The 23,584-nt window shown below is 61.6% G+C and carries 19 protein-coding genes; 11 read left to right on the forward strand and 8 right to left on the reverse strand.

Translation table 11 applies throughout. The features are described 5' to 3' along the window. Positions 1-2: 2 nt before the first annotated feature. From cmoB to ACI77D_RS28195, 6 genes are all read right to left on the reverse strand, one after another. Complete coding sequence (gene cmoB / locus ACI77D_RS28170; protein ID WP_407017963.1) at positions 3-959, reverse strand: tRNA 5-methoxyuridine(34)/uridine 5-oxyacetic acid(34) synthase CmoB; 957 nt, start codon at positions 957-959, stop codon at positions 3-5. After that, positions 956-1,699 carry a carboxy-S-adenosyl-L-methionine synthase CmoA gene (cmoA, locus tag ACI77D_RS28175; protein ID WP_064450867.1) on the reverse strand — a complete coding sequence of 248 codons (744 nt, stop codon included), beginning with the start codon at positions 1,697-1,699 and terminating at the stop codon, positions 956-958. Before cmoA ends, cmoB begins: the two co-directional genes overlap by 4 nt. A gap of 36 nt (positions 1,700-1,735) precedes the next feature. Next, positions 1,736-2,392: a lysoplasmalogenase gene (locus ACI77D_RS28180; RefSeq protein ID WP_262667098.1), complete on the reverse strand. Its 657-nt coding sequence runs from the start codon at positions 2,390-2,392 to the stop codon at positions 1,736-1,738. A 1-nt stretch (position 2,393) separates the two neighbouring features. Continuing rightward, a complete protein-coding gene (locus ACI77D_RS28185) occupies positions 2,394-2,783 on the reverse strand; it encodes a protease inhibitor I42 family protein (protein ID WP_064450869.1) in 390 nt (129 codons plus the stop codon). A 203-nt stretch (positions 2,784-2,986) separates the two neighbouring features. Then, positions 2,987-5,410, reverse strand: coding sequence for an endopeptidase La (gene lon / locus ACI77D_RS28190; protein WP_407017964.1), 2,424 nt, complete (start codon positions 5,408-5,410; stop codon positions 2,987-2,989). A gap of 197 nt (positions 5,411-5,607) precedes the next feature. Beyond that, the gene (locus ACI77D_RS28195; protein WP_064450871.1) at positions 5,608-6,597 is read right to left on the reverse strand and encodes a GntR family transcriptional regulator; all 990 of its coding nucleotides are present in this window, start codon (positions 6,595-6,597) and stop codon (positions 5,608-5,610) included. Positions 6,598-6,933: 336 nt separating this feature from the next. Here ACI77D_RS28195 and ACI77D_RS28200 point away from each other — a divergent pair, with 336 nt between their 5' ends. From ACI77D_RS28200 to ACI77D_RS28240, 9 genes are all read left to right on the forward strand, one after another. Next, positions 6,934-8,265, forward strand: coding sequence for an amidase (locus ACI77D_RS28200; protein ID WP_407017965.1), 1,332 nt, complete (start codon positions 6,934-6,936; stop codon positions 8,263-8,265). A gap of 11 nt (positions 8,266-8,276) precedes the next feature. Next, positions 8,277-9,155, forward strand: coding sequence for a polysaccharide deacetylase (locus ACI77D_RS28205; RefSeq protein WP_053254585.1), 879 nt, complete (start codon positions 8,277-8,279; stop codon positions 9,153-9,155). A 39-nt stretch (positions 9,156-9,194) separates the two neighbouring features. Continuing rightward, positions 9,195-10,535 carry an MFS transporter gene (locus tag ACI77D_RS28210; protein ID WP_407017966.1) on the forward strand — a complete coding sequence of 447 codons (1,341 nt, stop codon included), beginning with the start codon at positions 9,195-9,197 and terminating at the stop codon, positions 10,533-10,535. A gap of 10 nt (positions 10,536-10,545) precedes the next feature. Then, a complete protein-coding gene (locus ACI77D_RS28215; RefSeq protein WP_407017967.1) occupies positions 10,546-11,307 on the forward strand; it encodes an SDR family NAD(P)-dependent oxidoreductase in 762 nt (253 codons plus the stop codon). A 139-nt stretch (positions 11,308-11,446) separates the two neighbouring features. Next, complete coding sequence (locus tag ACI77D_RS28220; RefSeq protein WP_407017968.1) at positions 11,447-12,196, forward strand: SDR family NAD(P)-dependent oxidoreductase; 750 nt, start codon at positions 11,447-11,449, stop codon at positions 12,194-12,196. A 13-nt stretch (positions 12,197-12,209) separates the two neighbouring features. Next, positions 12,210-12,506, forward strand: coding sequence for a hypothetical protein (locus ACI77D_RS28225; RefSeq protein ID WP_221294028.1), 297 nt, complete (start codon positions 12,210-12,212; stop codon positions 12,504-12,506). Beyond that, complete coding sequence (locus ACI77D_RS28230) at positions 12,503-13,477, forward strand: CobW family GTP-binding protein (protein ID WP_407017969.1); 975 nt, start codon at positions 12,503-12,505, stop codon at positions 13,475-13,477. Before ACI77D_RS28225 ends, ACI77D_RS28230 begins: the two co-directional genes overlap by 4 nt. Then, entirely contained in the window at positions 13,474-14,649 is a 1,176-nt protein-coding gene (locus tag ACI77D_RS28235) for a PotD/PotF family extracellular solute-binding protein (protein WP_128587110.1), read from the forward strand. Before ACI77D_RS28230 ends, ACI77D_RS28235 begins: the two co-directional genes overlap by 4 nt. Positions 14,650-14,856: 207 nt before the next feature. Next, complete coding sequence (locus ACI77D_RS28240; RefSeq protein ID WP_407017970.1) at positions 14,857-17,193, forward strand: putative bifunctional diguanylate cyclase/phosphodiesterase; 2,337 nt, start codon at positions 14,857-14,859, stop codon at positions 17,191-17,193. 190 nt (positions 17,194-17,383) lie between these two features. On the opposite strand, the gene ACI77D_RS28245 is transcribed toward ACI77D_RS28240, so the two are convergent. Together ACI77D_RS28245 and ACI77D_RS28250 are read right to left on the reverse strand one after the other, a co-directional pair. Continuing rightward, the gene (locus tag ACI77D_RS28245; RefSeq protein WP_407017971.1) at positions 17,384-19,801 is read right to left on the reverse strand and encodes a glucose/quinate/shikimate family membrane-bound PQQ-dependent dehydrogenase; all 2,418 of its coding nucleotides are present in this window, start codon (positions 19,799-19,801) and stop codon (positions 17,384-17,386) included. Between the two features lie 439 nt (positions 19,802-20,240). Next, positions 20,241-22,259, reverse strand: coding sequence for a TonB-dependent receptor (locus ACI77D_RS28250; RefSeq protein WP_407017972.1), 2,019 nt, complete (start codon positions 22,257-22,259; stop codon positions 20,241-20,243). 214 nt (positions 22,260-22,473) lie between these two features. Here ACI77D_RS28250 and ACI77D_RS28255 point away from each other — a divergent pair, with 214 nt between their 5' ends. Beyond that, the gene (locus tag ACI77D_RS28255; RefSeq protein ID WP_043048686.1) at positions 22,474-22,707 is read left to right on the forward strand and encodes a VF530 family DNA-binding protein; all 234 of its coding nucleotides are present in this window, start codon (positions 22,474-22,476) and stop codon (positions 22,705-22,707) included. 4 nt (positions 22,708-22,711) lie between these two features. Further along, positions 22,712-23,338, forward strand: coding sequence for a Pr6Pr family membrane protein (locus ACI77D_RS28260; protein ID WP_064450881.1), 627 nt, complete (start codon positions 22,712-22,714; stop codon positions 23,336-23,338). Positions 23,339-23,584: the final 246 nt, after the last annotated feature.

Below are 23,584 nucleotides of genomic sequence, written 5' to 3' on the forward strand. Positions count from 1 at the left end.
GGTTACTTCCTGGCGATAATCACCGCGCGCATCGGCGCCGGCAGCCCTTCAATCGTCTTGCTGTGATCATCCGGATCCAGGAAATCACTCAGCGACTGAAATTTCATCCATTCAGTCCCACGCTGCTCCTCGACCGTGGTTACGCTCACGTCCACGCAGCGCACATCACTGAAACCCGCCCGCCGCAGCCACAGCATCAGCGCCGGCACCGACGGCAGGAACCACACGTTGCGCATTTGCGCATAACGGTCTTCCGGCACCAGCACCTGCTGCTGATCGCCTTCGACTACCAAGGTTTCCAGGACCAACTCGCCGCCTTTGACCAAGGTGTCCTTGAGCGCCAGCAAGTGCTCAATGGGCGAACGACGATGGTAGAACACGCCCATGGAAAACACCGTGTCGAAGCCTTCCAGGTTTGACGGCAGGTCTTCAAACGGGAACGGCAAGTGCCAGGCCTTTGGCTCGTTCAGGTAGCGCTGCACGGCCTGGAACTGGCAGAAAAACAGCCAGTTCGGGTCCACGCCTATCACACTGTCGGCCCCGGCGCCGAGCATGCGCCACATGTAGTAGCCGTTGCCGCAGCCCACATCGAGGATGCGCTTGCCCTTCAAATCCAGGTGCGGTGCAACCCGCGACCACTTCCAGTCCGAACGCCATTCGGTGTCCACATGCACGCCGAACAGGTTGAACGGGCCTTTGCGCCACGGGCTCAGGCCCATCAGCGCGGTGTGCATTTGCGCGCGAGTGGCGTCGTCGCAATCGGTATCAAGGGTCAGGCCATTGAGCAAATCGACTTCGCTGGGCTGGATCTGCGGCAGCGCATCCAATGCACTCTGCCAGCGTTCGAGGTCGCCATGACCCTTTTCCATTTTACTATCGAGTTGCGCTTGCAGGCCCTGGGCCCACACGGCCAGGGGAGTGCCGACCAAATGGCGGGCGAGAGGGGACAGATCAATCATGGCAAGGCAATCAACGAGGCAAAGTTAAGACACTGGAACCACGGCACGACTTTCGAGAACCCGGCCGCCAGCAGGCGTTCACGGTGTTCTTCGAGGCTGTCGGGCTTCATGACGTTTTCGATGGCGCTGCGCTTCTGGGCAATTTCCAGTTCGCTGTAGCCGTTGGCGCGTTTGAACGCGATGTGCAGGTCGGTGAGCAGCGTGTGTTCTTCAGGGTCATTGAAGCGCAGCTTTTCCGAGAGGATCAATGCACCGCCTGGCAGTAGCGACTGGCGGATACGACCGAGCAAGGCCAGGCGTTCATCGGGGGCAATAAATTGCAGGGTGAAGTTCAGCGCCACCACCGAGGCCGGCTGGAACTGCAGCGCGAGGATATCGCCCTCGACCACCTCGACCGGCAGCAACTCCTGGAACATCGAGTCCTGGCCATTGAGGTATTCGCGGCAGCGCTCGACCATCGCCGCCGAGTTATCCACTGCGATGACCCGGCAGCCGTCGGTGCGCACATGGCGGCGCAAGGCTTGGGTCACCGCGCCGAGCGACGAGCCCAGGTCGTAGAGCACGCTGTTGGGTTGGGCAAATTGCGCCGCGAGCACGCCGAGGTTCTCGACAATGGTCGGGTAACCCGGCACCGAACGCTTGATCATGTCCGGGAACACCCGTACCACGTCCTCGTTAAAGGCGAAGTCCGGCACCTGGGGCAGGGGCTGGGCGAATAGGCGATCGGGTTCTTTGCTCACGGTTGGTCCGGCGACGAGGGGGGAAAGGCCGGCATTTTAGCCAAGTTGGCCCTCGTGTGCGCGGGTTGTCTGATGGAAAGCAGAAGCGGTGATGCCCCACTGGCCCAGCCAATACGTGATGATCAACAAATACGGTGCCGCTTCGAACGCCAGCACAAACCGATTGATGCCGATCAGCGTGTCGGAAAACACGAACGACACCGCGCCCGCTGCCGCCAGCAGCGCCGAACGTTTTGGCACACCACTGCCCAGCCGCGCCAGCGCCCGCCAGAGCATGGCGCTGATCACCAAGGCATACACCACGACTGGAATCAGCAAGTCGCCAAGGCCATGGGAAATCAGGATGCCCAGCAGGATCGCGCCCACGCCCAGCGCCAACACCAAGGGCAACACCGCCAGGCGACGGCAATCGCTGAAATAGGCTTTTAAATACGCCAGGTGTGCGAACAGGAAGGCACCGAGGCCGAAGATAAACAGGTCACCCGGCCAGGCCAGCAAGACATCGCCCACCAGGGAAAAAATCAGCCCCAGGCTGATCCAGCGACGATAGTCGGTGGGCGGCGCATCATGCAGCCAACCCAGCAGCGCGAGTACCGGCAGGGGTTTGACCAGCAGGCACAGCAACGCCGCATGGGTGGTCAGCCCGTAGATAAAGGTACCGGCGCCCATCAACGCAAGAATCAGCCATGGCATATCAGTTCACCGTGATGGCGCAGTCGAAGGTTTCGGCAGGCTCGGCTTCCGGCTCCCATGGTTGCTGGGAGGTCAGGCGCAAACGGCCCTGGCCGGCCGCGAAGGCCTGGAAGCGCCAGGTGGAATGGCCGCCGCCGCCGATCACGCCGGATTCCGTGCTGCTGTAGACCTCCGGGCTCAAGGCGCGCAGCACACCGCCGGCGGAATCCTGGATGGCCCAGCGGTAGCCGGTGGTAGGGTTGCTCGGCAAGGTGAGGATCAGGTTTTGCCCGGTTTTAAGCTGGAGCGGGCAGGCGCTCTGGTTGTCCACTGTGACGTTTTGCTTGGGGGCACTGGCGCAGGCGCCCAGCAGGGCAAGGCTCAAGGGGAGAAGCAGGCGGGCAGCGGTCATGGAGGCTCCGTTGTTTGGCGACGAAGGGCGAGCATAACCGAAGATGAGACAAGGTGTGACAAGCGGGGATTTTGTGGCGAATGGGCTGGCCCTTTCGCGAGCAAGCCCGCTCCCACATGTTGACCGTGTTCCAAAGGATGTACTCGGTCAAGTGTGGGAGCGGGCTTGCCCGCGATGAGGCCCTTACAGCCACTGGAGATCTATCAGAACAACACCTTCGCCACATCCGCAAAGCGCTTGGCAAAGTGCACCGTCATGCCTTCCTTCAGATACTCCGGCAACTCCTCAAAGCTGCCGCGATTCGGCTCCGGCAAGATCAACTCGTGAATCTTTTGGCGGCGCGCCGCAATCACCTTCTCACGCACCCCGCCAATCGGCAGTACATGCCCGGTCAGCGTCAGCTCGCCGGTCATGGCCACGCCTTTTTTCGGCGGTTGGTTACGCGCCAGCGACAGCAGCGCACTGGCCATGGTCACGCCGGCGCTCGGGCCGTCTTTGGGCGTGGCACCTTCCGGCACGTGCAAGTGCACGAAGGCTTCGTCGAAGAACTTCGGATCGCCGCCAAACGACTTCAGATTGGCGCTGATGTAGCTGTAGGCAATCTCGGCGGACTCCTTCATTACTTCACCTAACTGCCCGGTGAGCTTGAAGCCACGATTGAGTGTGTGGATACGCGTCGCCTCGATTGGCAGGGTCGCGCCGCCCATGCTGGTCCAGGCCAGGCCGGTAATCACGCCGGTGCCGGACAGCACTTGCTCGTTGCGGAACACCGGCATGCCCAGTGAGCTTTCCAGGTCCTTGTTACCGATCTTGATCACCGCGTCCGGCTCATCCAGCAGCTTGACCACCGCCTTGCGCACCAGTTTGCCCAGCTGTTTCTCCAGCTGGCGTACCCCGGCTTCCCGTGCATACCCGTCTATCAACGCGCGCAAGGCGCCGTCGCTGATGGTCAGGGTGTTTTTCGACACGCCGGCTTTTTCCAGCTGCTTTGGCCACAGGTGGCGCTTGGCGATGGCGACTTTTTCTTCGGTGATGTAGCCCGACAGGCGAATCACTTCCATACGGTCCAGCAACGGACCCGGGATCGAGTCCAGGGTGTTGGCGGTACACACGAACAGCACTTTGGACAGGTCCAGGCGCAGGTCCAGGTAGTGGTCGAGGAATTCAACGTTCTGCTCCGGGTCCAGGGTTTCCAGGAGCGCCGAAGCCGGGTCGCCCTGGTAGCTCTGGCCCATTTTGTCGATCTCGTCGAGCATGATCACCGGGTTCATCACCTCTACATCCTTGAGCGCCTGCACCAGCTTGCCTGGCATGGCGCCGATGTAGGTGCGGCGATGACCCTTGATCTCGGCTTCGTCGCGCATGCCGCCGACGCTGAACCGATAGAACGGCCTGCCCAGGGATTCAGCGATGGACTTACCCACGCTGGTCTTGCCCACGCCCGGCGGGCCGACCAGCAGCACGATGGAACCGGCGACTTCGCCTTTGTAAGCACCGACCGCGAGGAATTCGAGGATGCGACTTTTGATGTCATCCAGGCCCGCGTGGTGTTTATCCAGCACCTTGCGCGCGTGTTTGAGGTCGAGTTTGTCCTCGCCATACACGCCCCATGGCACTGAGGTCGCCCAATCCAGGTAATTGCGCGTGACGGCGTATTCCGGCGAGCCCGTTTCCAGGATCGACAGTTTGTTCATCTCTTCACTGATGCGCTTTTGCGCCTGTGCCGGCAGCACCTTGTCCACCAGGCGTTGCTCGAACTGCTCGACGTCCGCGCTGCGGTCATCCTTGGTCAGGCCCAGCTCTTGCTGGATGACCTTGAGTTGTTCCTTGAGGAAGAATTCGCGCTGGTGCTCACCAATCTTGCGGTTCACCTCGGCGGAGATTTCCTTCTGCAGGCGCGCCACTTCGACTTCCTTGCGCAGCATCGGCAGCACTTTTTCCATGCGCTTGAGCATGGGCACGCAGTCCAGCACTTCCTGCAACTCGTTACCGGTGGCCGAAGTCAACGCGGCGGCGAAGTCGGTGAGCGGCGACGGGTCGTTGGGGCTGAAGCGGTTGAGGTAGTTCTTCAACTCTTCGCTGTACAGCGGGTTGAGCGGCAGCAGTTCCTTGATCGCATTGATCAGCGCCATGCCGTAGGCCTTGACCTCGTCGGTCGGCTGGGTGGGCTGGTGCGGGTATTCGACTTCCACCAGGTACGGTGGGCGGTGGTGCTTGAGCCAGGTTTTGATTCGCACGCGGGTCAGGCCCTGGGCGACGAATTGCAGCTTGCCGTTCTCGCGGCTGGCGTGGTGCACCTTCACCAGCGTGCCGTACAGCGGCAGGGCTGAGGTGTCGAAGTGGCGCGGGTCTTCCGGCGGCGTCTCCATGAAAAACAGGGCGAGGGAGTGGTGGTCGGATTTGCTCACCAGTTCCAGGGTTTCGGCCCACGGCTCTTCATTGACGATCACCGGCAACACTTGCGCCGGGAAGAACGGGCGATTGTGGATCGGGATGATGTAGACCTTGTCCGGCAGGTTTTGCCCCGGCAGGGCCAGGCCGGTGTTGGAAGAGGTTTCGTGTTCAGCGTTTTCGGGATCGGCGTAGTCGTTGAGGTCGATATCGGGGAATTCTTGCTGGTCGCTCATGGGGCACCTGCATAAGGAAGTATGCAGGTTAGATGGGGCGGGGCAGCGGTGGTTTCAATGGCGGGGGTGAGATAGCAACATATTGCATAATATTTTCGAAACGCCGCCGTCCCCTGTGGGAGCCGGCTTGCCTGCGATGGCGGTGCATCAGCCACGGATGAGTGGGCTGGCAGCCCCACTTGTGTAACCGAGTACGGTCAGCTGATTTTGTGCAGGTAGGCGGGCAGGGGCTGTTCCGGTAATACCGACAGAACCTTCAGGCGCTGCAACATGCGCTGTCGTGCTCGCTGCAAATGCTCGCGCAAATTCAGTGCCGCAGCATCAAACGCACCGTGCAGCAACAGCTCCAGAATCAAGCGATGTTCGGCGAGCATGGCTGGATCGGCGCCGATCCCCAGCAAACGGTAGAAAATCCGGCTGATGATCATCGGGCTCTGGCCCTGGCGGATCAGCGCAGCGATCTTGCGGTTTTGCAGGCCGGCCAGGCAGCGCTGGTGCAAGTCATCTTCGATCTGCTCGATAGCGTGCAGGCTGCATTGCGGGCTTTGCTGGGCGTCCACCACGCGCTGCAGCATGGCTTCGAGCATCTCGCGGTCGAGGTTCGGTGCGCTCTGGCGCAGGGCTTCGGGTTCCAGGCAGGCGCGCAGTTCGTAGTCTTCGGTGACTTCCCGTGCGGTCAGCGGCCCGGCGAGCCACTGCGAGTAGGGTTCTTTTTCCACCAGGCCGCGATCGCGCAGGCGCATCAGCGCTTCACGCACCACCGCGCGGCTGACGCCATAGTGGTCGGCGGCGGCCTGTTCATCCAGGCGGTAATGGCCGAAAGCGATACACGTGGACAGCGCCGCGCCGATTTCCTCGACGATCCGCTCGCCCAGCGGCCGCGTATCCACCAGTTCGTCGTCGCCATTGAGGCCCAGGTGCGCATGGCTCAAGGGCAGGCGCAGCGGCTCCATTTCCAGGCCTTCGGGGTTGATCAGGTAACCGCGACCGTTGAAGCGGCAGATCAAACCTTCGGCATGCAGCAGGTCGAGCGCCTTGCGTACCGGGACGCGGCTGGTGCCGAACAGTTCGGCCAGCGGCGCTTCGAGCAAGACCAGCCCGTGGCGGGCGGTGCCGTTGACGATCGCATCACGCAATACCTGGTGAATCATCGCGTAACGGGAGGCCGAGGCGGACACTGCTTTCATCGCGTTCTCTTTGGCGTGTAGGACGGTGGCCGGGGATTCTCTCATAGTTGCGCCTGTCACTCCGCGCCACGTCGGTGGCACTTTTTTGGGGCCTTGCGGATAGAAATGTTACTTTTCTGCACCAAAATGTACTTATTAATAAAAGATACATTATTTCAATCGCGACCTGTTCAGACGCTTTTGCTGACTATTTTGGCTTACTACAACTCTATCTATCCCGTACCTCTTGGCGATTAAGCTAAATCGCACAAACGGCAGTGATAGCAGACTGGCACGAAAGCTGCCTTTATAAAACGTACATTTTATTAATATGTACGTTTTGTGAGGTTCATCCTGATGTCAGACGCCACTTCCATGGCCGAGGCTTTCGCCAGCGGTCGCAGCGACCCGGTGCAGGCGCTCGAACAGGTACTCCTGCACGCGAGCATGGCCCCCACGGTGTTTATCTCACTGACTGCCGAGCGTGCCCGGCGCGAGGCCGAAGCGTCCGCTGCGCGCTGGCGTGACGGCCAGCCTTTGAGTGTGTTCGACGGTGTACCGCTGGCCTGGAAAGACCTGTTCGACGTCGCCGGCAGCATTACTACGGCCGGCGCCGCCTATCGTCGCGCGGCGCCGGCCGCTTTGCTCGACGCGCCGAGCGTGGGGCTGTTGTGCCGCGCCGGGATGGTCAGCGTGGGCAAGACCAACCTCAGCGAGCTGGCGTATTCGGGCTTGGGCTTGAACCCGCATTTCGGCACGCCCTACAACCCGAACGGCAGCGATCAACCGCGCATCCCAGGCGGTTCATCATCGGGTTCAGCCGTCGCCGTGGCCGCCGGGATCGTGCCGATCGCCATGGGCACCGACACCGCAGGCTCGATCCGCATTCCCGCGGCACTCAATGGTGTGGTGGGTTACCGCAGCAGCAGCCGACGCTACAGCCGCGACGGCGTATTTCCATTGGCGCACACCCTCGATAGCCTCGGCCCACTGACCCGCAGCGTGCGCGATGCACTGGCGATCGACGACCTGCTCAACGGCCGCAGGCAAACCCATATCGCCCGCAGCCTCAAGGGCCAGCGCTTCGTGCTTGAGCAAGGCGCGCTGGAAGACGTTGAACCTGCTGTGCGCAATAACCTGCTGCGCGCGGTGGACCAATTGAGGGCCGCCGGTGCACTGATCGAGGTGCGCCCGTCAGCGACTTTTCAGGCCGCCCTGGACCTGATCAAGCACCACGGCTGGCTCGGCGCCTTCGAAGCCTTCGCCCTGCATCAAACCCTGCTCGACAGCCGCGACGCCGAACAACTCGACCCACGTGTGCGCCGTCGCTTAGAAGCCGCACGTTCATTGCCGGCCAGCCAATTAATCCACCTGATCGATGCGCGCCGGCACCTGCAACAACAGCTGATCGACGACCTCGACGGCGCCCTCCTGATAACCCCGACCGTTGCCCATGTCGCGCCGGCGTTGGCACCGCTTGAGGCCGACGACGAGCTGTTCGTGCGCACCAACCTCGCCACCCTGCGCCTGACCATGCCCGGCAGTTTGCTGGACATGCCCGGCGTTACCTTGCCCAGCGGCCGTGATGCCCTGGGCCTGCCCACCGGGATGCTGCTCAGCGCCCCGATGGGGGAAGACGCACGCCTGCTGCGCGCTGCGTTGTCCGTCGAATCCGTACTGACAATTTAAGGAGACATACCATGGCTAAAGACATTCTCTGTGCATTTGGCGTCGACGTTGATGCCGTCGCCGGCTGGCTCGGTTCCTACGGCGGTGAAGACTCGCCGGACGACATTTCCCGCGGCCTGTTCGCCGGCGAAATCGGTGCGCCGCGTTTACTGAAACTGTTCGAACGTTACGGTTTGCGCACCACCTGGTTTATCCCCGGCCACTCGATGGAAACTTTCCCGGAGCAGATGAAGGCGGTGGCTGACGCCGGTCACGAAATCGGCGTGCATGGCTACAGCCACGAAAACCCGATTGCGATGACCGCCGAGCAGGAAGAAATCGTCCTCGATAAGTCCATCGAACTGATCACCCAGGTCACCGGCAAACGCCCCACCGGCTACGTCGCCCCGTGGTGGGAATTCAGCAAGGTCACCAACGAACTGCTGCTGAAAAAAGGCATCAAGTACGACCACAGCCTGATGCACAACGACTTCCACCCCTACTACGTGCGCAAGGGCGACAGCTGGACCAAGATCGACTACAGCCAGCACCCCGACACCTGGATGAAACCTTTGGTGCGCGGCGAAGAAACCGACCTGGTGGAGATCCCGGCCAACTGGTACCTCGACGACCTGCCGCCGATGATGTTCATCAAAAAAGCCCCCAACAGCCACGGCTTCGTCAACCCGCGCCATCTCGAAGAAATGTGGCGCGACCAGTTCGACTGGGTCTACCGCGAACACGAACATGCCGTGTTCACCATGACCATCCACCCCGACGTGTCCGGTCGCCCGCAAGTGCTGTTGATGCTCGAGCGCTTGATCGAACACATCCAGAGCCATGCCGGCGTGCGCTTCGTCACGTTCGACGAAATCGCCGACGACTTTATCCGCCGTCAACCCCGTTCCTGACCCCTACTGAAGCGGCCACCCACCCTCGAGGCGCGATTTATGTCCATCTATAACAAGCTTGACCTGACTGGCTGGAAACCCCGGCAATTGACGTCCCGGGAAGTGCGCTTCGCCACCTGGATCGCGTTTTTCGCCTGGGTGTTTGCGGTGTATGACTTCATCCTGTTCGGCACCTTGCTGCCGGAAATCGGCCGGCACTTTGGCTGGGGTGAAGTGGAGCAAGCTGAAATCGCGACCTGGGTGGCGGTGGGCACGGCGGTGGTCGCCTTTGCCATTGGCCCCGTCGTCGATAAGTTGGGGCGGCGCAAAGGCATTATTTTCACCGTGGCCGGTTCTGCGCTGTGCTCGGCACTGACCGCGATTGGCGGGGCGTGGGGCAAGTCGCCGCTGATTCTGATCCGCTCGTTGGGTGGCCTGGGGTATGCCGAGGAAACCGTCAACGCCACGTATCTGAGCGAGCTGTATGGCGCCTCGGAAGATCCGCGACTGACCAAGCGCCGTGGCTTTATCTACAGCCTGGTGCAGGGCGGCTGGCCGGTTGGTGCGTTGATCGCTGCCGGTTTGACTGCGCTGTTGCTGCCGATCATCGGCTGGCAGGGTTGCTTCATCTTTGCCGCGATCCCGGCCATCGTGATTGCGATCATGGCGCGCAAGCTCAAGGAGAGCCCCCAGTTCCAGATTCACCAACGCATCAGCGAGCTGCGTAAAAGCGGCGCGGTGACCGAAGCGCAAAACGTCGCCGTGACCTACGGTGTGGACTATGACGAGCACAGTAAAGCCGGCCTCAAAGCTGCGTTCCGTGGCCCGGCTCGCCGCGCAACCCTGGTAATCGGCGCTGCGCTGTTGCTCAACTGGGCGGCGATCCAGGTGTTCAGCGTGCTCGGCACATCGGTAATCGTCAGCGTGCACCACGTCTCGTTCGAGAACTCGCTGATCATCCTCGTGCTCTCCAACCTGATGGGTTATTGCGGCTACCTGACTCACGGCTGGATGGGCGACAAGATCGGCCGTCGCAACGTGATCGGCCTGGGTTGGATGCTCGGCGGCCTGGCCTTTGCCGGGATGCTGTTTGGCCCAAGCAATATGCCGACGGTGGTCGGGCTGTACAGCCTGGGCCTGTTCTTTCTGATCGGGCCGTACTCGGCGGCGCTGTTTTTCATCAGCGAAAGTTTCCCCACCAGCATCCGCGCCACCGGTGGCGCGATCATCCATGCCATGGGCCCGATTGGCGCGGTCGTCGCAGGCTTTGGCGCCACCCAGGTGTTGTCCGCCGGCAGTGATTGGCAGACCGCCGCGCTGTGGTTCGGTGCGCTGCCGTGCTTCTTGTCCGGCGCCCTGATGTTTGCCGCACGCCATGTGCGTCCGGAAACCGTTCAGTAAGGAGTTTCAGATGAGCCGTAAAGTTGCCCTGATTACCGGTGCCGCCAGCGGCATCGGCCAAGCCCTGGCCGTGGCCTATGCACGTAACGGCGTGGCGGTGGTGGGCGGGTATTACCCGGCCGACCCGCATGACCCGCACACCACCGTAGCGCTGGTGCAACAGGCTGGCGGCGAATGCCTGATGCTGGCGCTGGACGTAGGCGATACCGCCTCGGTAGACGCCCTGGCCGAGCAAGCCGTGCAGCATTTCGGGCGCCTGGATTACGCGGTGGCCAATGCCGGTCTGTTGCGTCGCGCGCCCTTGCTGGAGATGACCGACGCGTTGTGGAACGAGATGCTCAATGTCGACCTGACGGGGGTGATGCGCACCTTCCGTGCGGCGACCCGGCACATGACAGAAGGCGGTGCGCTGGTGGCGATTTCGTCGATTGCCGGTGGCGTATATGGCTGGCAGGAGCACAGCCATTACGCGGCGGCGAAGGCGGGCGTGCCGGGGTTGTGCCGTTCGCTGGCGGTGGAGTTGGCGCCGTTGGGGATTCGTTGCAACGCAGTGATACCCGGGTTGATCGAGACGCCGCAGTCGTTGGACGCGAAGAATTCGTTGGGGCCTGAGGGGTTGGCCAAGGCCGCGCGGGCAATTCCGTTGGGTCGGGTAGGGCGGGCAGATGAAGTGGCGTCATTGGTGCAATTTTTGACCAGTGAGGCATCGAGTTATTTGACCGGGCAGAGCATCGTTATCGACGGCGGCTTGACCGTGCGCTGGCCCGACTGACTGGACTGGGTCTGAAAATGTGGGAGCGGGCTTGCTCGCGAAGACGGTGGGTCAATAACAGATGCATCGACTGACACGACGCATTCGCGAGCAAGCCCGCTCCCACATTGGATCTATATTGACCTAAGGAGATGTGTGTATGTCCCAACTCACCAACCGACGCGCCGTGATTACCGGCGCCGGCAGTGGCATCGGTGCCGCCATCGCCCGTGCCTACGCCGCCGAAGGCGCGCGGCTGCTGTTGGCCGACCGCAACGCCGCCAGCCTCGCCGAAACCGCCATTACCTGCCGCAACCTCGGCGCCGAAGTCTTCGAATGCCTGGCTGACGTCGGCACCGTCGAAGGTGCCCAGGCCAGTGTCGACCGCTGCGTCGAACACTTCGGCGGCATCGATATTCTGGTCAACAACGCCGGCATGCTGACCCAGGCGCGCTGCGTCGACCTGTCCATCGAAATGTGGAACGACATGCTGCGCGTCGACCTCACCAGCGTGTTCGTCGCCAGCCAGCGCGCATTGCCGCACATGCTTGCGCAGCGCTGGGGCCGTATCATCAATGTCGCCTCGCAACTGGGTATCAAGGGCGGTGCCGAACTGACCCACTATGCCGCCGCCAAGGCCGGGGTGATCGGCTTTACCAAGTCCCTGGCGCTGGAAGTGGCCAAGGACAATGTGCTGGTCAACGCTATCGCGCCCGGCCCGATTGAAACGCCGCTGGTGGGCGGCATCAGCGACGACTGGAAACGCGCCAAGGCCGCCGAGTTGCCCTTGGGCCGCTTCGGCCTGGCCGACGAGGTCGCGCCCACCGCCGTGCTGCTGGCCAGTGAGCCTGGCGGCAATCTGTTCGTCGGCCAGACCCTGGGCCCGAACTCCGGCGATGTCATGCCATGAGTGAGGTGTAGCCATGTGCGGACTCTGCGGTTTGCTCGGTGAAGACCTGCACTGGAGCGACCCTTTGGGCGATGAGCTGCCAAGACGCCGTGAACGCCTGCGCCGCATCGCGGCGATCAATCAGGTGCTGGCGGTGTTCCGGCTCAAGGTCGAAGACTTTCAGGGCGCTTCTTACCTGCTGATGGGCGCCACTGGCAAGCAAGCGTTGGCGAGTGGTCTGGACCCACTCTGGCAGGCGGCAGAAAGCATGCTTGGCCGCCCGCTGGACCCGCTTGACCCACGCTTGCTTGATCACCTGGAGTTGTCATGAGCATTGCCCTCAACGTCATCACCGGCTTCCTCGGCAGTGGCAAAACCACGTTGCTCACGCGACTGTTACAAGGCGAAAGCCTCGGCGACACGGCGCTGTTGATCAACGAGTTCGGCGATGTCGGCATTGACCATCTGCTGGTGGAGGAGGTCGCACCGGACACGGTGTTGCTGCCCAGCGGCTGCGTGTGCTGCTCGATTCGTGGCGAGTTGAAAGACGCGCTGCTGGGCTTATTGCAACGTCGTGAGCGCGGTGAAATCCCGGCGTTCAAACGCGTGATCCTGGAAACCACCGGCCTTGCCGACCCGGCGCCGATCCTCGCCACCTTGAACAACGATGTGCAACTGCGCGGACGCTTTCACATTGGCCTGGTGATTACCCTGGTCGACGCCAGCCACGCCGAGCTTCAGGAGCGCCTGCACCCGGAATGGCTGGCCCAGGTTGCTGCGGCCGATCGGCTGTTGCTCAGCAAGACGGACCTCGCCGGCGACTGTGATTCACTGCGCACGCATTTGCAGGCGCTGAATGCCGGCACACCGATCCTCAATACCCAGGATATTCACAGCGGCGACCAACTGCTGCTTGGCGAAGGTTTGCGCAGCGCCGAGCCTGCCGTTGAAGTCAGCCGCTGGCAATTGCATCAAACCACCACAGCGACCCACGGCGCCGCGCAAGTGTGCTGCCTGACTTTCGAACAGCCGCTGGACTGGGTCGGCTTCGGGGTCTGGTTGTCGATGCTGCTAAGATGCCACGGCGAACGAATCCTTCGCGTCAAAGGACTGCTTAACGTGAACGCAAGCTCGGCCCCCATCGTCATTCATGGCGTGCAGCACTGCCTGCATGCCCCGGTCCACTTGCCAGCGTGGCCAGGCACCGACCGCCAATCACGGCTGGTATTTATCCTGCGCGGCCTCGACCCGGCGCTGCTACGCCGCTCCTTTGACGTGTTCTCGCGGCGGTTCGCAGCATGATCACCTTGCGTGTCCTCGGTACGTCCGTGACCTTGCTCGAATGCCTGCGCGTGCGCGCCGAACAGGAACTGGGCATTCGCCTGGTCTACCAGGTGCACGATGTGGCACAGGCCCAACGCATCGCGGTGATGCAGCCCGAGAGCTACGACCTGTACGACCAATGGTTTCACAACGTTGACTTTGTGTGGCCGGCGCGGGCGATCCAGCCGATCGACACGCGGCGTATCGCGCTGTGGCACGAGATCAATGACTTGCCCAAGCGCGGTCGGCTGTCGGCCAATGATCGCCTGGGCAGCGGCAGCGTGCCCAGTGAACGCCTGTTCGTGCAGCACGACGGCAGCCTCGGCAGCTCCGTGACCGAGCGCATCAGCATGCTGCCGCTGACCCACAATGCTGACAGTTTTGCCTATCGTCCCGAGCGTTTGCCTGAAGGCTTCAGCCACGGCAATGAAAGCTGGGGCTGGCTGCTCGACCCGGCCTGGCGCGCGCGCACCGCGCTGCAAAGTGACGCGGCCATCGGCGCGCTGGATGCCGCATTGGCGGTGCAGGGCGCGGGGCTGGCGCAGTTCAAGGACGTCGGCAATATGAGCATCGAGGAGATCGATGTGCTGGCCGATATTCTGGTGCGCAAGCAGAAGGAAGGGCATTTTGCGGCGTTCTGGTCGGACGATGAGGAGGCGGCGCAGTTGATGCTCAGCCCGAGCATCGATATCCAGAGCCTGTGGTCGCCGACCTTGATGCGCCTGCACCGGGCCGGTGTGAAGTATCGGTTGGCGGTGCCTCGCGAAGGCTATCGCGCCTGGTTTGGTGGCTTGTCGTTGTCGCGCCATGCCCAGGGGCCGGTGCTGGATGCGGCGTATGCCTACCTGAATTGGTGGTTGTCCGGCTGGCCAGGGGCGGTAATGGCGCGCCAGGGTTACTACATCGGCAACCCGGCGCGCACACGCGATCATTTGAGCCGTGCCGAGTGGGATTACTGGTACGCCGGCAAGCCCGCGCGCGAAGAGTTACCGGGCAGCGATGGCTTGCCGTTGATCGACATCGGTGAAGTACGGGATGGCGGCTCGTATGAGCAACGCATGGGGCACATCGCGGTGTGGAACTCGGTGATGGATGAGCATAACTATCTGGTGCGCCGGTGGGGGGACTTCATGCGCGCCCGCAGCGCCTAGTTCAGCTAATGCCTGGCTGTCAATAATGTGACGCAACAGTTCCAGTGTTTGTTAGGTGTACTTATCCCAAGTCCCAGCTAATCTGCTTAAACCAAATATTCAATAAAAATGGATATTTTTTTGACGCCGAACCAGCCGCCGCCAGGGATGCGTATGACAAATGAACGCAGTGGCACAGAGAGGCGAATGCTGCCGGAGGGCACGGCAATGCAGTGGCGCCACACATTCCAGACCCGCATTGCCGGGGTGTTGGCGCTATTGCTACTGGTGGTCGTGGCCGCTACTTACTTCGCGGTCAAGGTCGCCACCACCCGTGCCGTGGAAAACCAGGCCCAAGTGCAACTCACTGCCGGCATCCAGGTGTTCGAGCGCTTGCTGGACCTGCGCGGGCGCCGCCTGCAATACGGGCTGGACTGGCTTACCGTCGATGGCCCGTTCAAGCAAGCGGTGATTGAAGGCAAGGCCGAATCGATTCGGGCTGCGCTGCGTCGGCATGGCCCCGGCATCCACTCAACGGAAGTGTTTGTGTTGGGCCTGGATGGCACGGTGATGGTCAGCACCTTGCCTGAGCTGACGGGCGGCCAGCCGTTTCCTTATGTCGAGGCATTGCGTCATGCGCGACGCAGTGGCTTGCAAATGCTCATCGTTGCCATGGACGGCCAGCCCTATTTGCTGGTGCAGGACGAAGTGCTCGACCCGCTGCCGATTGCCCGCGTGGTCATGGGTTTTCCCATGGACAAGCTGTTCGCCAACGAACTGCGTTCCATGAGCAACCTAGAGCTGTCGTTCCTCGGCGTGCAGGACGGCCGCGTCGGCCAGTTGTTCAGTACCCAGCCTGAGGCCTACAAGGCTGCGATCATCCATACACTGCACGAGGCGCCCCTGACCCCTGAAGCCCGGATCAATCTGTTTTACGGGCAACGGGTGCTCAGCCAGGTACTGCCGCTGGCCAATACCGGCGATGGCGACGAGGTGCGCGTGTTGCTGCAAAGCCCGCTGGACCATGCGCTGGAATCCTTTGCGCCGCTGGACCAGCAGTTTATGGGGATCGCCCTGGCGGTGTTGCTCGTGTCGCTGGCGGGCGCGTTGTTCCTGGCGCGACGCGTGTCACGCCCGCTCAACGCCCTGGTGCAAGCGGCGGAACGGATTGGTGCCGGTGACTACCACACGCCGGTGCAGGTACGCAGCCACGACGAGTTCGGCGTGTTGGCCCGTGCATTCAACGCCATGCAAAGCGGAATCGCCGTGCGCGAGCGCCAATTGGCCCACAACGCCCTGCATGACCCGCTCACTGGGTTGCCCAATCGCGCCCTGGCCATGGAGCGCCTGGGCAGCGCGATCAGTGCACGGCGGCCGGTGGTGTTGGTGTACCTGGGGATTGAAAACTACCGGGTGATCAACGAAGGCTTCGGCCCGCAGGGCGTCGAAGAAATGCTGCGCGAAGCCAGCCGATGCCTGTCCATGAGCCTGCTGCCCAGCGACACCGCGGCGCGCATCGCCGGCAGTGAATTTTTGCTGTTGCTGGAAAACACTGAGATCGACTGCGCCGTGGCGCGTGCCGACCGCCTTTATGGGCTGCTCACCGAACCCCAGCGTATCGGCAATGATGAAGTGCGCCATGAAGTGAGCATCGGCATCGCGGCTTACCCCGCCGACGGCCAGCAGGTGGAAGAACTGATCAGCCGCGCGGCCATTGCCCGGCATGATGCGGCGAGCTTGCCCGGGTACTTGCAGGTCTACCAACTGGACCGCGACCTGGCTCATCTGCGCCAGATCACGCTGATTCGCGACTTGCGCCGCGCAGTGGTCGAGGGCGAGTTGTTCCTCTGTTATCAGCCCAAACTCGATCTGGTTGATGGTCATGTGCGTCAGGCGGAAGCCCTGCTGCGCTGGCAGCATCCGACCCTCGGCCAGGTGTCACCCACCGAATTCATTCCCCTGGCCGAGCGCACCGGCAGCATGGGGGCCTTGACCCTGTGGGCGATCGAGGAGGCTATTCGCCAAATGGCCGAATGGGCGCAACGTGGTTTGCACCTGCAGCTGTCGGTGAATATTTCGGTGGATGACCTGGCGGATGATGACCTGGCTATTCGCGTCACCGCCTTGTTGATGCACTACAACGTATCGGCTGAGCACTTGATTTTCGAAATCACTGAAAGCGCGATCATGCACAACCCGCAACAGGCCCTCAGCGTACTGGAGCAACTGCGCGGCTGCGGCATCAGCCTGTCGGTGGATGACTTCGGCACGGGCTATTCGTCGCTGGCGCAATTGCAGCGCTTGCCGGTGCAGGAGTTGAAGATCGACCAATCCTTCATCCGCAACCTCGACAGCACCAGCGGTGATGGCGTGATCGTGCGATCGACCATCGAAATGAGCCACAACCTGGGGCTCAAGGTGGTGGCGGAAGGGGTGGAGTTCGAGCCCAGCCTGAAGCTGCTCAAACAGTGGAAGTGCGACACCGCACAGGGTTACTTGATCAGCCGGCCGTTGAATGCCATGGCATTTGAAATGTGGATGCTGCGTGAGCGTGTTGCCTTGTAAATCCGATCTTCTGAACACCACCTGAACCCTGTGGGAGGGGGCTTGCTCCCGAAAGCGGTGTGTCAGTGGAAGCATCGACAACGGGTACACCGCCATCGGGAACAAGCCCCCTCCCACAGGTCGCTCGCGGCAGGCACAAAAAAGGCGGCTACCCATCAGGTAGCCGCCTCAGTTTTACCGCCGGTAATGCTTAATCCGGCAGTTTGAACGCCATCACATAGTCACCCTGCTTGGTGCCCAGCGAGCCGTGACCGCCGGCCATGACCAGCACGTACTGCTTGCCGTCCTTGCCGGTGTAGGTCATCGGTGTGGTTTGCGCGCCTGCAGGCAGGCGACCTTCCCACAGTTGCTTGCCGTTTTTCACGTCATAGGCACGCAGGTACTGGTCGAGGGTGCCGCTGAGGAAGGACACGCCACCGGCGGTGGTGAATGTACCGCCCAGGCTAGGCACGCCCATGGTCAGCGGGATTGGAACCGGCGAGCTGTCGCGCACGGTGCCGTTCTTGTGCATCCAGATGGTTTTGTGGGTGGTCAGGTCGACCGCTGCCACATAACCCCACGCCGGCGCCTGGCACGGCAGGCCCAGAGGCGACAGCAGTGCTTCGAGGATCACGCCGTACGGCGCGCCTTTGTTTGGCTGTACACCTTGGGTTTCGCTGACGCGAGGGCCTTGCTTGGCGATGTCGGCAGCCGGGATCAGTTTCGATTTGAACGCCATGTAGCTCGGGTTCATGAAAGCAATCTGACGTACCGGGTCAACCGAAATGCCGCCCCAGTCGAACACGCCGAAGTTACCCGGGTAAACGATCGAACCTTGCAGCGATGGCGGCGTGAACGGGCCGTCGTAGCGCATGGATTTGAAATCGATCCGGCACAGCATCTGGTCAAACGGGGTCACGCCCCACATGTCGCGTTCTTTCAACGGCGGCGGCATGAAGTTCAGGTCGGACTTCGGTTGGGTCGGGGAGGTGTGATCGCCGGCCACTGCGCCTTGCGGTACAGGGACTTCATTGATCGGCACCACGGGTTTGCCGTTGCTGCGGTCCAGCACGTAGATGCTGCCTTGCTTGGTCGAAGCCATGACTGCTTGCTTGACGCCGTCAGCGGTCTTGATGTCGATCAGGCTAGGCTGGCCGCCCACGTCCATGTCCCACAGGTCATGGTGAGTGAACTGGAAGGTCCACTTCACGTGGCCGCTGTCGATGTCCAGAGCGGTCAGGCCGGCGCTGTATTTCTCGGAGTCCGCAGTACGGTCGCCGCCATATTGGTCGGGCATCTGGTTGCCCATCGGCAGGTACAGCATGCCGAGTTTTTCATCGACGCTGAACATGGACCACATGTTCGGCGAGTTGCGCGTGTAGGTCTTGCCCTCGGCCAACGGGGTGGTGTCGTCCGGGTTGCCGCTGTCCCAGTTCCACACCAGCTTGCCGGTGTGTACGTCGAACGCGCGGATTACGCCGCTAGGCTCGTCGGTGGAAACGTTGTCGGTCACGTGACCGCCGATCACGACCAGGTTCTTGGTCACGGCCGGTGGCGAAGTGGAGTAGTAACCGCCTGGAGCGAAGCTGCCGATATTGGCACGCAGGTCGACCTGGCCTTTGTCACCGAAGTCTTCGCACATCTTGCCGGTGTCGGCGTTCAGGGCGATCAGACGAGTATCGGCAGTCGGTACGAAAATGCGTTTCGGGCAGACGGCGCTGACAGGCGCGGCGCTGGCGCTGCCGGTAGGGCTCTGCTCGGAGGCGTAGACAGCGTCATCGTGATACGACACGCCACGGCAGGTCATGTGCGCCCAACCTTTGAAGTTCGCGGCACCTTCGGTGCTGATCTTCGGGTCGAAACGCCAGATTTCCTTGCCGGTGTCCGGGTCCAGGGCAATCACCTGGCTGTGCGGCGTACACACGTAGAGCATGCCGTTGACTTTCAGCGGGGTGTTTTCTGCGGTGGTTTCACCGGGATCGCCTGGGCCAGGGATGTCGCCGGTGCGATAGGTCCACGCCGGTACGAGCTTGTGGGCGTTTTCCGGGGTGATCTGCGCCAGGGGCGAGTAACGATCACCGAAGGCCGAGCGGCCATAGGAGTTCCAGTCGCCATCGGCCTGGGTCGGTGCAGCGCTGGCCATGCCAGGCACAGCGTCACGGTCCAGTTGACCGGTCTTGACCATTTCACCCGGGTTGGTGAATTGGCTGGCGAGGGCGGCAGCGCCGGCCAGCACCACGGCCACGCTCAGTGCGCCAGTGCCCAGTGGCGCGGGTTGACCACGCAGCAACGGACGGCGAAACCACGGCAGCAGCAAGACGATGCCCAGCGCGAACAGCAGGGCCAGACGCGGCACCAGCTGCCACCAATCCAGGCCGACTTCCCACAGTGCCCACACGGTACTGGCGAACAGCACCAGTGCGTACAGGCCCAGCGCAGCGCGGCGGGTAGCCAGCAGCAAAACGCCGGTGAGGGCGATGCCGATACCGGCCAGCAGGTAGTACAGCGACCCGCCGAGCATGCTCAGCTTGACGCCGCCGGCCAGCAAGGCCAGCCCCATGATCAGCAGCAAGACGCCTAGCAACCTGGGCAGCAGGCGGCTTGGGCTTGAAGCACCATCAGTGCTCATAGTGTGTTTCTCCGTGACGTTGGAATTATGTAACCCCGTGCTTCACTGTAGATGACGATTCGGCGCGGGCTTGGTTCAGCGTTATTTTTGGTATTTCTGGGGACAGGGGGCTTATCCACAGGCGGACGATTTATCCCCAGGCGCAGGTCGGTTTAAGACAGCGCTGTCTTGGAAGAAGGAAGATTTCGGCAAGATGGGGTCGACCGCAGAAGTGAAACGTTTCAGTTTATTGTCGACAAGGATAAAGCGCGGATGCGCCAAGAGAAAGCGCAAAACGCAAGATGCATCATTTCAGATTTGGTAACAGTGACTAAGTGTCGCTGCAAAACAAATGTGGGAAGGGGCTTGCTCCCGATAGCAGTGGGTCAGCCATGAATAGGTCGACTGACACACTGTCATCGGGAGCAAGCCCCATCCCACAGGGGATTTTCGGTGTTTTTTAGAAGGTCGTACGCACACCAAATTGCACACTTCTGCCCGGCGCCGGCGCGATATCGCGCAGGATCGAGCTGGCGTAGCGCACGGTCTGGTTGGTCAGGTTTTCGCCATTGACGAACGCCAGCCACTGGCTGCCACCGACATTGAAGCGATAACCCGCGCTTGCGCCCAGCGTGGTGTAGCCATCGGTGCCGCTTTCGTTATTCGGCACACGCCCTTGGCCCGCCGCGTGTTCCACGTCGATCCGCGCTTGCCAGCGGTCCAGTTCCCACAGCAAACCGCTGTTCAAGCGCAGGGGCGCGATGCGTGGCAAGGCTTCACCCGTATCGAGGTTGGTGGCGCGGGTGTAATCCCCCGACAGCTCCAAGGCAAATTTGCCGTAGGCGCCTTCGCCAAGTTTCCAGTGATCCTGGGCCTCGAAGCCGGCGAAACGTGCCCGTACGCCGGAGTATGTGTACTCAGGAATACCACCTGCGTCTTCTTCACCTTCATCGTTGAGCGTACGACCTGTGCCCAACAAACCGATGTAATTGGAGAAGCGGCTATAAAACACGCCAAAGCTGCCCTTGTGGGTGCCGTTGTCAAAGCGCAGCGCGAGGTCGCTGGACACGGCTTTTTCTTTCTTCAGGTTGGCGTCGCCCAACTCGTAAGTGCCGGTAGCGACGTGGGCGCCGTTGGCATACAGCTCGTAGAAGGTCGGCGCGCGTTCGGTGTAGCCCAAGGTTGCGGCCAGCGACCAGATCGGCGTGAGGGTGTAGACCGCGCCGGAGGACAGGCTGCCGGCGGTGAAGTCCTTGTATTTGTCGGCGCCGGCAAAGCGCGCATTGCCCTTGGCGTTCGGGTCGATGTTCGTATGTTCCAGGCGCCCGCCGAGGCTGAGTTTGAGGCGCTCGGTGGCCTGCATTTCTTCGAGGATAAACAACGCGCCGGCGTTGGTATCGGTCTGTGGCACAAAGGCTTCTTCGCCGAGTGCCGAAAACTCGTTACGGGTCACTTGTGCGCCCACCACGCCATCGAATGGGCCCAGCGGTTGGTGGCGGGCTTCAACGCGCGCCTCATAACCCTTGTTCTTGAAGATCGTGCCGGTTTCGCCGCCTTCGATTTCGCGGTGCTCGTAGTCGGTGTAGCCCGCGTCGAGTTTTACCGAGGTAAACGGGCCTTGCAGGTTGCGGATCTCGGACGCAAAGGCGTAGTGATCCTGCTTCATGCGGATGCGCACGTCCTGTTCGGCGGGTGAGCCGTAGTTGGCGTCGTAGTTGCTGTAGGACAGCCCGGCATAACCGTCGTCCCAGGTGTAGGAACCGCCCACGGCGCCGCCGTCCTGGCGCCCGTCGCTGTTGCCCAGGCGGCCATTCTTGCCGGGGCCGTCTTCGGTTTCCGGGGCATGGCGGCTGCGGGCAAAACCTGGGATCTTGAGGTCGTTGAATGCCCGCGCATTGGCGTCCAGATGCAGGGCGAAGGTGCCGTTGCCGGCTTCCAGTTTGCCGGCGCTGCTGCGGGTAGTGTCGGCGCCGCCATAGCGCAATTCACCCGCACCGTGAATGCCTTCGATGGCTTCGGTGGGGATGCGGTTATCGAACGTGTTGACCACGCCGCCAATCGCGCTGCCGCCATACAACAGCGCGGCCGGGCCACGCACGATTTCAATACGCTCGACGTTGACCGGGTCCAACGGCACCGCATGGTCGTAGGATAGCGACGACGCATCCAACGCGCCCACGCCGTTGCGCAGAATGCGAATGCGGTCGCCATCCTGGCCTCGAATGATCGGCCGGCTGGCACCTGGGCCAAAGTACGACGACGACACACCCGGCTGCTTGTTCAGGGTCTCGCCGAGGCTGCCTTTTTGTTGCAGTGTCAGGTCATCGCCTTCCAGCACGGTGGTGGGCGAGGCGAGTTGTTCGCTGCCCAGCGGGTTGCCGGTAATGACTTGGGGTTGCAGCTCAAGGGCGTGGGCTTCAGAGCAGATCAGCAGGGCGGCGGCAAGCGGGGTCAAGCGCCACAGAGAGGAGAGGGACATCGAACATTCCTTGGTAAAACGGCACAAAAAAGAGAAGGCTTAAAACGGTATCGAAAGCGTTACTTTTGATAACTATGGTTACAATATAACATCTCTTTTTTGGCTGAAAAGGGGAACTTTTCCTCAGGGTCTATATTCAATGCGGTGCTTCCACCTGTACGCCCCGTCGGCTAAGGTGCGCGGCTGTGTTTCCTCTTTTTGCAAAAGGCCCGGCATGACCGCGACAAGCAACGACCCGCTCCACGGCGTGACTCTGCAGCACGTCCTCACCACCCTGGTGGAACATTACGAATGGAGCGGCCTGGCCGAACGTATTGATATCCGCTGCTTCAAGAGCGACCCGAGCATCAAGTCGAGCCTGACGTTCCTGCGCAAAACTCCGTGGGCGCGGGAGAAAGTCGAAAGCTTGTACGTCAAGCTGATGCGCACCAAACGCCCGCTGGACTGAGCCGATGAAGCGCTTTGCCGCGGTTGCGGCGCTGGCTGGTTGGGCGGGGCTGGCGATTCAGCAATACCTTATTTTCTATTCACGCTGGGACGCCGGCGCCAGCCTGTTGGGCGGGCTGATCAACTTTTTCAGTTTCTTCACCGTGCTCACCAACACCTTGGTCGTGGTGGTGTTGAGCTATGCGCTGGTCAGTCGGGATTCAGCCGCGAAGCGGTTTTTCCTGGCACCCAACGTCAGTAGTGGGATTGCTGCGAGCATCGTCGTGGTGAGCCTGGCGTACAACCTGCTGCTGCGGCATTTGTGGAGCCCCGCAGGCTTTCAATTTATCGCCGACGAATTGCTGCACGACGTGATGCCGGTGCTGTTTTTAATCTACTGGTGGCGATATGTGCCCAAGGGCACGTTGCGCCTCAAACACATTGCCGGGTGGGTGATCTACCCGCTGGTGTACTTCGCTTATGTGCTATTGCGCGGGCATCTGCTCGGGCAATATCAGTACCCGTTCATTGATGTGGACAGCCTCGGTTATCCACAAGTGTTTGCGAATGCCGGGGGGATTCTGGCGGGGTTCATCGTGATTGCAGTGGCGGTGGTGGGGTTGGATAAATGCCTGAAGTCGCCGACGAACTAATGTGGGAGCAACTGTCTTCACCCACCATCCGTCACCGCCATTCATTGCCGTCGCGCAGCATAGGTATCTACGCAACTCTTTGTGTCGCTTTAAGTCTGTGGGGGGGTAGATTGAGTACATATCCGTTGCTGCGGTAACGGCTGCTTAGGGTTCCGCCCTTACGGCGGGTCACTTTTTTACAAAACGCCTAAAAAAGTAACCAAAAAACGCTTTGCCCCACCACTCGGTGCCTCGCCCAGGCTCGGC

This window comes from Pseudomonas sp. O39 (assembly GCF_045447295.1).
Classification (GTDB): domain Bacteria; phylum Pseudomonadota; class Gammaproteobacteria; order Pseudomonadales; family Pseudomonadaceae; genus Aquipseudomonas; species Aquipseudomonas antarctica_A.

Excerpts from the sequence above, each read along its gene's own strand:
- cmoB (WP_407017963.1), bottom strand. The coding sequence starts at position 959 with ATGATTGATCTGTCCCCTCTCGCCCGCCATTTGGTCGGCACTCCCCTG.
- ACI77D_RS28180 (WP_262667098.1), bottom strand. The coding sequence starts at position 2,392 with ATGCCATGGCTGATTCTTGCGTTGATGGGCGCCGGTACCTTTATCTAC.
- ACI77D_RS28185 (WP_064450869.1), bottom strand. The coding sequence starts at position 2,783 with ATGACCGCTGCCCGCCTGCTTCTCCCCTTGAGCCTTGCCCTGCTGGGC.
- lon (WP_407017964.1), bottom strand. The coding sequence starts at position 5,410 with ATGAGCGACCAGCAAGAATTCCCCGATATCGACCTCAACGACTACGCC.
- ACI77D_RS28195 (WP_064450871.1), bottom strand. The coding sequence starts at position 6,597 with ATGAAAGCAGTGTCCGCCTCGGCCTCCCGTTACGCGATGATTCACCAG.
- ACI77D_RS28200 (WP_407017965.1), top strand. The coding sequence starts at position 6,934 with ATGTCAGACGCCACTTCCATGGCCGAGGCTTTCGCCAGCGGTCGCAGC.
- ACI77D_RS28205 (WP_053254585.1), top strand. The coding sequence starts at position 8,277 with ATGGCTAAAGACATTCTCTGTGCATTTGGCGTCGACGTTGATGCCGTC.
- ACI77D_RS28210 (WP_407017966.1), top strand. The coding sequence starts at position 9,195 with ATGTCCATCTATAACAAGCTTGACCTGACTGGCTGGAAACCCCGGCAA.
- ACI77D_RS28215 (WP_407017967.1), top strand. The coding sequence starts at position 10,546 with ATGAGCCGTAAAGTTGCCCTGATTACCGGTGCCGCCAGCGGCATCGGC.
- ACI77D_RS28220 (WP_407017968.1), top strand. The coding sequence starts at position 11,447 with ATGTCCCAACTCACCAACCGACGCGCCGTGATTACCGGCGCCGGCAGT.
- ACI77D_RS28225 (WP_221294028.1), top strand. The coding sequence starts at position 12,210 with ATGTGCGGACTCTGCGGTTTGCTCGGTGAAGACCTGCACTGGAGCGAC.
- ACI77D_RS28230 (WP_407017969.1), top strand. The coding sequence starts at position 12,503 with ATGAGCATTGCCCTCAACGTCATCACCGGCTTCCTCGGCAGTGGCAAA.
- ACI77D_RS28235 (WP_128587110.1), top strand. The coding sequence starts at position 13,474 with ATGATCACCTTGCGTGTCCTCGGTACGTCCGTGACCTTGCTCGAATGC.
- ACI77D_RS28240 (WP_407017970.1), top strand. The coding sequence starts at position 14,857 with ATGCAGTGGCGCCACACATTCCAGACCCGCATTGCCGGGGTGTTGGCG.
- ACI77D_RS28245 (WP_407017971.1), bottom strand. The coding sequence starts at position 19,801 with ATGAGCACTGATGGTGCTTCAAGCCCAAGCCGCCTGCTGCCCAGGTTG.
- ACI77D_RS28250 (WP_407017972.1), bottom strand. The coding sequence starts at position 22,259 with ATGTCCCTCTCCTCTCTGTGGCGCTTGACCCCGCTTGCCGCCGCCCTG.
- ACI77D_RS28255 (WP_043048686.1), top strand. The coding sequence starts at position 22,474 with ATGACCGCGACAAGCAACGACCCGCTCCACGGCGTGACTCTGCAGCAC.
- ACI77D_RS28260 (WP_064450881.1), top strand. The coding sequence starts at position 22,712 with ATGAAGCGCTTTGCCGCGGTTGCGGCGCTGGCTGGTTGGGCGGGGCTG.